8 protein-coding genes are annotated in these 7,737 nt (G+C 72.0%); 5 read left to right on the top strand and 3 right to left on the bottom strand.

Features of this window, described 5'->3' with window-relative positions; genetic code table 11:
- Window positions 1-349, bottom strand: a 349-nt coding sequence (gene hisI / locus Cco03nite_RS41375) for a phosphoribosyl-AMP cyclohydrolase (protein ID WP_373314457.1), incomplete at its 3' end; no start/stop codon positions are given.
- A 291-nt stretch (window positions 350-640) separates the two neighbouring features.
- On the opposite strand from hisI, the gene Cco03nite_RS41370 reads away from it, so the two are divergent.
- The 4 genes from Cco03nite_RS41370 to Cco03nite_RS41355 all read left to right on the top strand — a co-directional run bounded on the left by Cco03nite_RS41370 (window position 641) and on the right by Cco03nite_RS41355 (window position 4,570).
- The gene (locus Cco03nite_RS41370) at window positions 641-2,233 is read left to right on the top strand and encodes a midas domain-containing protein (RefSeq protein WP_203699521.1); all 1,593 of its coding nucleotides are present in this window, start codon (window positions 641-643) and stop codon (window positions 2,231-2,233) included.
- 124 nt (window positions 2,234-2,357) lie between these two features.
- The gene (locus Cco03nite_RS41365) at window positions 2,358-3,119 is read left to right on the top strand and encodes an ABC transporter ATP-binding protein (protein WP_203699520.1); all 762 of its coding nucleotides are present in this window, start codon (window positions 2,358-2,360) and stop codon (window positions 3,117-3,119) included.
- Window positions 3,116-3,844 carry an ABC transporter permease gene (locus tag Cco03nite_RS41360; protein ID WP_203699519.1) on the top strand — a complete coding sequence of 243 codons (729 nt, stop codon included), beginning with the start codon at window positions 3,116-3,118 and terminating at the stop codon, window positions 3,842-3,844. Before Cco03nite_RS41365 ends, Cco03nite_RS41360 begins: the two co-directional genes overlap by 4 nt.
- A gap of 108 nt (window positions 3,845-3,952) precedes the next feature.
- On the top strand, window positions 3,953-4,570 hold the full coding sequence (locus tag Cco03nite_RS41355) for a TetR/AcrR family transcriptional regulator (protein ID WP_203699518.1): 618 nt from the start codon (window positions 3,953-3,955) through the stop codon (window positions 4,568-4,570).
- A 100-nt stretch (window positions 4,571-4,670) separates the two neighbouring features.
- Here Cco03nite_RS41355 and Cco03nite_RS41350 read toward each other — a convergent pair whose 3' ends face one another.
- On the bottom strand, window positions 4,671-5,132 hold the full coding sequence (locus Cco03nite_RS41350; protein WP_203699517.1) for a hypothetical protein: 462 nt from the start codon (window positions 5,130-5,132) through the stop codon (window positions 4,671-4,673).
- A gap of 79 nt (window positions 5,133-5,211) precedes the next feature.
- Here Cco03nite_RS41350 and rpsD point away from each other — a divergent pair, with 79 nt between their 5' ends.
- On the top strand, window positions 5,212-5,820 hold the full coding sequence (gene rpsD, locus Cco03nite_RS41345; RefSeq protein ID WP_203699516.1) for a 30S ribosomal protein S4: 609 nt from the start codon (window positions 5,212-5,214) through the stop codon (window positions 5,818-5,820).
- Between the two features lie 111 nt (window positions 5,821-5,931).
- Here rpsD and Cco03nite_RS41340 read toward each other — a convergent pair whose 3' ends face one another.
- Complete coding sequence (locus tag Cco03nite_RS41340; protein WP_373314458.1) at window positions 5,932-7,734, bottom strand: ABC transporter ATP-binding protein; 1,803 nt, start codon at window positions 7,732-7,734, stop codon at window positions 5,932-5,934.
- Window positions 7,735-7,737: the final 3 nt, after the last annotated feature.

Below are 7,737 nucleotides of genomic sequence, written 5' to 3'. Positions count from 1 at the left end.
TCTCGACCGGCAGCTCGTCGGTGAAGCAGGTGCGGGTGCCGGTGTGGCACGCCGGGCCGACCTGGTCCACGCTGACCAGCAGCGCGTCGCCGTCGCAGTCCAGCGCCACGGACTTCACGAACTGGTGGTGGCCGGAGGTCGCGCCCTTCACCCAGTACTCCCCGCGGCTGCGCGACCAGTAGGTGGCCCGGCCGGTGGACAGCGTGCGCCGCAGCGCCTCGTCGTCCATCCAGGCCAGCATCAGCACCTCACCGGTGTCGTACTGGCGCACCACGGCCGCGACGAGCCCGTCGCGGTCACGCTTCAGGCGGTTGGCGATCCGCGGATCCAGCTGCTCGGTCCCTGACACAAGCGAATTCTCCCTCACCGCCCGGCACACCGCCGCGCCGGTGCGGCCGACGTCTCACCACCGCCCGCTTCCGCCATGATCGTCCGACTTGCCAGGCAGTTGCCAGGCACTCGTGTGTATCTCGACCCGGCTTACCCACGACTGCCAGGCAAGTCGAGTGATCGACGTGGTCCCGGTCACAGTTTTGGACGCTGGGAGGAAGCGAGAACGGGCAGCCCGGCGGTACCTTGTCGGGCATCTGCGCGCAGCGCCCGCGGGCGCTCTCCCCCACCGCGAGAGCCGAGGAATCGCATGACCAACCCCCACTTCGCGCCGCTCCCGGCGCACATCCCCACCTTCATCCCACCGGCGCAGCAGCCGGCGCCCGCGGCCGAGGCCGCCGACGAACTCGAGCCCACCCTGCAGCTGAGCCCGCACCAGCAGGCCGCACTGCTGGCCCAGACCAGCGAGCTGCCCACCCTCGCCCCGAAGGCCGACGAGACCGAGGACGGCCCCGAGGACCCGGAAGCCGAAGCCGACGAGACCCCGCAGGCAGCGGCCGACGACGAGCAGCCCGACGAGGACGAGGCCCCGCAGGCGGCGGCCGACACCGACGACAGCCCGGAAGGGGCGGCCGAGGCCGACGAGTCCCCCGAAGCCGAGGCGGACACGCCGGAGGCGGAAGCGGACGGCGACGACCAGCCCGAGGCCCAGGCCGACGACGAGGGTGACGCTCAGCCGGAGGCCCAGGCCGACGATGAGGCTGACGACCAGCCCGAGACCCAAGCCGTTGCTGAGGATGACGACCAGCCCGAGGCGCAGGCGGCAGACGAGAGCGACGACGAGCCCGAGGCGCGCGCGGACGACGAGCAGGACGCCGACGTGCCGGCCGACGTCGACGCCGAGGCCGAGGACACCGCCGAGGAGGAGACGGTCGAGGCGGTCGAGGCGGTCGAGGCGGTCGACGCGGAGGCCGACGCGGAGGCCGACGAGACGGCCGAGACCGGGGACGCCACGGACGAGGACGATGAGCCGGAAGCGGAGGCCGACGCGCAGGTGGACGCGGAGGCCGACGACGTCACGGACGCGGAGGCGCAGGTGGACGCGGAGGCCGACGTCACGGACGCGGTGGCGGACGAGACGCCGGACGCCGAAGCCGACCCGGTGACCGACGCGCACGCCGATGAGGCGGCCGAACCCGACGAGGACGCGACGCCGGAGGCGGAGACCGACGTGGAGGCGGACGCCGAGGCTGCGGGCGAGGAGTCCGACGAGGCGGCAGAGGGCCCCGAGGCGCAGGCCGAGGAGACCGGACCGGACGCCGAGGCCGCCCAGGACGTGGACGCCGAAGCCGTGGCGGAGGTCGGGGACGAGCTTGCCGAGGACGACGGCATCGTCGACGCGGTGATGGAGCCCGTGCCTGCCGAGGACGACGACATCGTCGACGCCGTGATGGAGCCCGTGCCTGCCGAGGAGGAGACCGAGGCAGCGGTCGAGGTTGCCGCGGAGGTGGCGCCGGTCGGGGGGATCGACGCCGCGGCCGAGGACGCCGACGACGAGGACGAGGACGACGAGGAGTCGGACGTGGCCCAGGTGGCGCCGACCGCGACCGCGCTGCGGCCGGGGGACGTGACGGAGACGCCGATCGCGGTGTGGGAGGCGGAGCAGGCGCAGCGCTTCCGCGACGCGTGGCGGGAGGTGCAGACCCGGTTCGTGGACGAGCCGGAGTCGGCGCTGAACGACGCCCAGGCCCTGGTCAGCGAGGCGGTGTCGGCGCTGGCCGCGCAGCTGCTGGCCGAGCAGGGCGATCTGGACCCGCGCCGGGGCGCGGCCGCGGACACCGAGGCGATGCGCATCGCCATGCGCGGCTACAAGAACTTCCTCGACCGCGTGCTCGCACTCTGAGCCGGATCCCGGAGGGCCGTCCAGGCGGCCCTCCGGGTCCGGGGTCCACATAGGCGCATTGCCAGGCGCGCAGAATTCACCTACCGTTGAGTTCAACAAGCGTTGAATTCCTACGGAGGACCCCATGACATCCGCGATCGAGGTCGCCGACCTCGTCGTACACCGGGGAGCCAGGCCCGTGCTGCACGGCCTGAGCTGCACGATCCCGGAAGGCAGCGTGACCGGCCTGCTCGGGCCGTCCGGCAGCGGCAAGACCACGCTGATGCGCGCGATCGTGGGCGTCCAGGTCGTCCGCTCGGGCACGGTCACCGTGCTGGGCCGCCCGGCGGGCGACGCGAAGCTGCGCAAGGAGATCGGCTACCTGACGCAGGCCCCCAGCGTGTACGCCGACCTGACGGTGCGCGAGAACGCCCGCTACTTCGCCGCGCTCTACGGGCTCGGCCAGTCCGAGGCCGATGCCGCGGTGCGGGACGTGGGCCTGGCCGAAGCCGCGTCGCAGCTGGTCGGGAACCTGTCCGGCGGGCAGCGCAGCCGGGCCTCGCTGGCCTGCGCCATCGTCAGCAAGCCGAAGGTGCTGATCCTCGACGAGCCGACCGTCGGGCAGGACCCGGTGCTGCGCGACGAGCTGTGGGCGCAGTTCCGCGAGCTCGCCCAGCGCGGCTCGACGCTGGTCGTGTCGAGCCACGTGATGGACGAGGCCAACCGCTGCGACCGGCTGCTGCTCATCCGCGAAGGCGCCCTGATCGCCGACGACACCCCCGCCGCGGTCAAGGCGTCCGCCGGCACGGACGACCTGGACCAGGCCTTCCTCACCCTGATCCGGCGTCAGGGCGGCGGCGTGCCCGCCCCGCGCGCCACCGGCGAAGCGAGCGAGGTCCCGTCATGATCCTGCTGCACACCACCGGGCGCATCCTGCGCCAGCTGCGCCACGACCGCCGTACCGTGGCGATGCTGGTGGCCGTGCCGACGCTGCTGCTGACGCTGCTCTACTTCATGTACGACAGCCAGCCGGGCGTGTTCGACCACATCGCACTGATCATGCTGGGCGTCTTCCCGTTCATCATCATGTTCCTGATCACCAGCATCGCCATGCTGCGCGAGCGCACCACCGGCACGCTGGAGCGGCTGCTGACCACCCCGCTGCGCAAGACCGACCTGCTCTTCGGCTACGGCCTCGCGTTCGGGGTCGCCGCGGCGGTGCAGGCCGGCTTCGCCACCGCGCTGGCCTACCTGCTGCTCGACCTGGACACCGCGGGCGCGGCCGGGTACGTCGTGCTGATCGCGGTGGCGAACGCGGTGCTGGGCATGGCGCTCGGCCTGCTGGCCAGCGCCTTCGCCAAGACGGAGTTCCAGGCGGTGCAGTTCATGCCGGTGCTGGCGGTGCCGCAGCTGCTGCTGTGCGGGCTGTTCGTGCCGCGCGAGCTGATGGCGGGCTGGCTGCAGGCGATCAGCGACGTGCTGCCGCTGACGTACGCCGTCGAGGCGCTGCAGGAGGTCGGCGCGCACGCCGAGCCGACCGGCACCATGTGGCGCGACTTCGGCATCGTCGCCGGCGCGGTGGTGGTCGCGCTGGTCGCCGCGGCGGGCACGCTGCGCCGCCGCACCCCCTGACACCGCACGCCCGGCCCGTCCGGGAGAATCGTCACCGATGAGCACGGACGTCCCCGGCAGGCCGCCTTCGGCCGGCCGGGGACGCGCCGCGTACCGAGGAAGGGCCAGATGAAGCGCAGCCGCACCGGGCGCCGGCCGGGCAACCCCGACACCCGCGAGGCCATCCTCGCCGCGGCGCGCGAGCTGTTCGCGGAGAAGGGTTTCGACGCCGCGACGATGCGCGCCATCGCCGCCGCGGCCGAGGTCGATCCCGCCCTGGTGCACCACTACTTCGGCACCAAGGAGCAGCTCTTCGTCGCCACCATGCAGTTCCCGATGGACCCGCGGGAGCTGATCGACCAGGTCGTGGCCGGCGGCAAGGACGAGGCGGGGGTACGCCTGGCACGCGTCTTCGTGACGATCTGGGACTCGCCGATCGGGGCGATCGGGGCGTCGCTGGTCCGGTCCGCGATGAGCAACGAGTGGACCATGCGCCTGCTGCGCGAGTTCCTGACCACGCAGATCCTGCGCCGGGTGCAGGCCGAGCTGAAGCTCGACACCGCCGACGCCCCGCTGCGCGCGTCCCTGGTCGCCAGCCAGATCAGCGGGCTGGCCCTGATGCGGTACATCATGAAGCTCGAACCGCTGGCCTCGCTGCCCGCCGACGACGTGGTCGCCGCGGTCGCGCCGAACCTGCAGCGCTACATCACCGGCGACCTCGGCCAGGACGGCACGGCCCGGCCGTAGTGCTCGCCGGCGCGCGGCCGGGGCACCCGATCGGGCGCGAGCGCCGAGCCACGGAGGTGCCGGCCCGGGCCGGAAGCACCGGCCCGGTGCGCCAGGACGGTCAGGCCACCGACGCGGCCGGCTCGGCTGCCGCGTAGTCCTCGACGTCGATCTCGGTCAGGTGCCCGGTCGGGCACTCCAGCCGCACCTCGGCGACGTCCATCCGGTACAGCCGGAAGCCGCGGTCCACGTCGAGCAGGTCGCTGACCGGGTTCACCGCGGCGAACTCGAGCGCCGCGGCGCGGGCCTCGATGCCCTCCAGCGCGGTGGCCCAGCCCGACACCCACACCCGCGCCCCGCGGGACTCCCCCACGGCGAGCACGACGGCGGTGTCGTCGCCCTCCCCGACGCGCGGGCGCAGCGCGTCGTCGAGCTGCCCGCCCTCGCGGCACAGCAGCATCGGGCGTCCTTCGTGGTCGGTGGCGTGGCGCACCCGGTACGGGCTGGCGTGGAACGGCACCTGGGCCACGCCGGGCAGGCGACCGGCGGTCAGGGTGCGGGCGATCTCGGCGGGGTGCGGCACGGCGGTCCTCCAACATCGGTTAGGCTTACCTTCGTTAGGCGAGCCTAACCTATGACATCCGAACGGTGGAGGCACCCTCGTGAACCAAGCGCGGCCCAAGGCGAAGCTGTCCCGGGCACTCGGCATCCCGCTGACCCGCAAGTGCGTGAAGTACTTCGAGCGCCGGCCGTTCCCGCCGGGCGTACACGGACGGGCCCGAAAGAAGCCCTCCGACTACCAGGTCCGGCTGCTGGAGAAGCAGCGCCTGCGGCACCAGTACTTCATCAGCGAGACCCAGCTGCGCAACCAGTTCGACAAGGCCGCCCGCAGCTCCGGCAAGACCGGCGAGACCCTGCTCATCGCCCTGGAGTGCCGCCTCGACGCCCTGGTCCTGCGCGCAGGCTTCGCCCGCACCATCTACCAGGCCCGCCAAGCGGTAGGCCACGGCCACATCGCCGTAGACGGCCAGAAGGTCGACCGCCCCTCCTACCGAGTGAAGCCCTGGCAGACCATCACCGTCCGCGACCGCAGCCGCACCAAGCCCCCGTTCCAGATCGCCGCCACCGGCGCCCACCTCGACGGCCCCACTGCCCCCTACCTCGAGGTAACCCTGACCGACCTCCGCGCCACCCTCACCCGCGAACCCCTCCGCACCGAAATCCCCGTCATCTGCGACGAGCAACTAGTCGTCGAGTTCTACTCCCGCTGACCCCGCCCCCCAACGCGAAGATCGCGACGATCTTGCGTGAACTGTGGCAGATATGCCCGTTACGGGCGTGTCGTACCCACAGTTCAAGCAAGATCGTCGCGATCTTCGGGGTTAGCGGGTTTGTTCGAGCCAGCTGGCGTAGAGCTTGGCGTAGACGGAGTCGGGGGCGGTGAGGAGTTCGTCGTGGGAGCCTCGTTGGATTACCACGCCCTTGTCTACGACGATGACTTCGTCGGCGGATTGGGCGGTGGAGAGGCGGTGGGCGATGGCTACCGTGGTGCGGCCTCGGGTCACCGCGTCGAGGGTGCGTTGGAGGCGGACCTCGGTGGCGGGGTCCACGGCGCTGGTGGCTTCGTCCAGAACCAGGAGGTCGGGGTCGGCTACGTAGGCGCGGGCCAGGGCGACGAGTTGGCGTTCGCCGACGCTGAGGGCCTCGCCGCGCTCGCCGACGGGGGTGTCCAGGCCGTGGGCCAGGCCCTGGGCCCAGTCGAGCAGGCCCAGGTCGGCGAAGGCCTGTTCGAGTTGGGTGTCGGTGAGGTCGGGGCGGGCGAAGCGCACGTTCTCGGCGACCGTGGCGTCGAACAGGAAGCCGTCCTGGGGGACCATGACGACGCGGCTTCTCAGTGAGCCGAACTTCACGGCGGTCAGCGGGGTGCCGGAGAGCAGCACCCGGCCCTCGCTGGGGTCCATCAGGCGGGTGAGCAGCTTCGCGAACGTGGTCTTGCCGCTGCCGGTCTCGCCGACGACGGCGACCCGGGTCTTCGCGACGATGTCGAGGTGCACCTCGTGCAGCACCCGCGGGCCGGGCTCGCCGTCGATCGGGTAGCTGAAGCTGACCCGCTCGAAGCTTACGTCCAGCGGGCCGTCCGGCAGGTCGACGCCCTGCTCGGCGGGGTCGGCGACGTCGGGCTTGAGGTCGATCACGTCGAGCAGCCGCCGCCAGCCCGCGACCGCGTTCTGCGCCTCGTTGAGCACCTCGGTGGCGATCTGCACCGGCTGGATGAACAGCGTCACCAGGAACAGGAACGCGGTCATCTCGCCGAGACTGATCTGCCCGGCGACGCCCAGCTTCACCCCGACCAGCACCACCGACGCCAGCGCCAGGGCGGCCGCGATCTCGCCGGTGGAGAAGCTGGTGACGCTGATGCGCATGGCCCGGCGCTGCGCCCGCTGGTAGTCGTCGATGGTCTCGGACAGCTTCGCGCCGCTGCGCTCCGAGACGCCGTACGCCCGGATCACGGACGCGCCCACGACGGACTCGGAGATGGCCCCGAGCATCACGCCGATCCGCTTGCGGTTCTCGGCGTACGCCCCCGACAGGCGCTTCTGGAACGCCCTGATGACGATCACCGCGGGCACGAACGCGGCCAGCACCACGAGGGTGAGCTGCCAAGAGTAGAACGCCATCACGATCGTGGTGACCACCAGCTGGCCGCCGTTGACCATGAGGATCACGCCGCCCCACTGGATGAACTGCGTGATCGAGTCGACGTCGCTGGTCACCCGGGACACCATGGTGCCGCGGCGCTCGGACTGCTGGTGCAGCATGGACAGGTCGTGGATGTGCCGGAACGTGCGCACCCGGATGTTGGCCAGCGCGGTCTCGCTGACCGTGAACAGCCGCCGCATCATGTAGTAGCCGCAGATCGTGGTCACCACCAGGATCAGCGCGGTGACGGCGACGACGGCCGCGATCACGCCCATGTCCAGGTGGCCGGTCTCGACGCCCAGCCCGCGGTCGATGCCCTGCTGCACCGCGACCGGCACCGCCGCCCGGCCGATCATCGCGATCAGCGCCAGTCCCACCGTGCCGGCCAGCCCCGCCTTGAGCTCGGGTGACAGCGACACCCCCCGCCGGAACGTCGCCCAGGCCGACTCCGACCGGACGTTCTCAGTCACCGCTGACGCGCTCACGCC

It is taken from the genome of Catellatospora coxensis (genome assembly GCF_016862635.1).
GTDB lineage: Bacteria > Actinomycetota > Actinomycetes > Mycobacteriales > Micromonosporaceae > Catellatospora > Catellatospora coxensis.
Note: the sequence above shows the minus strand (reverse complement) of the source record. Positions and strands in the feature narration are given on the sequence as shown.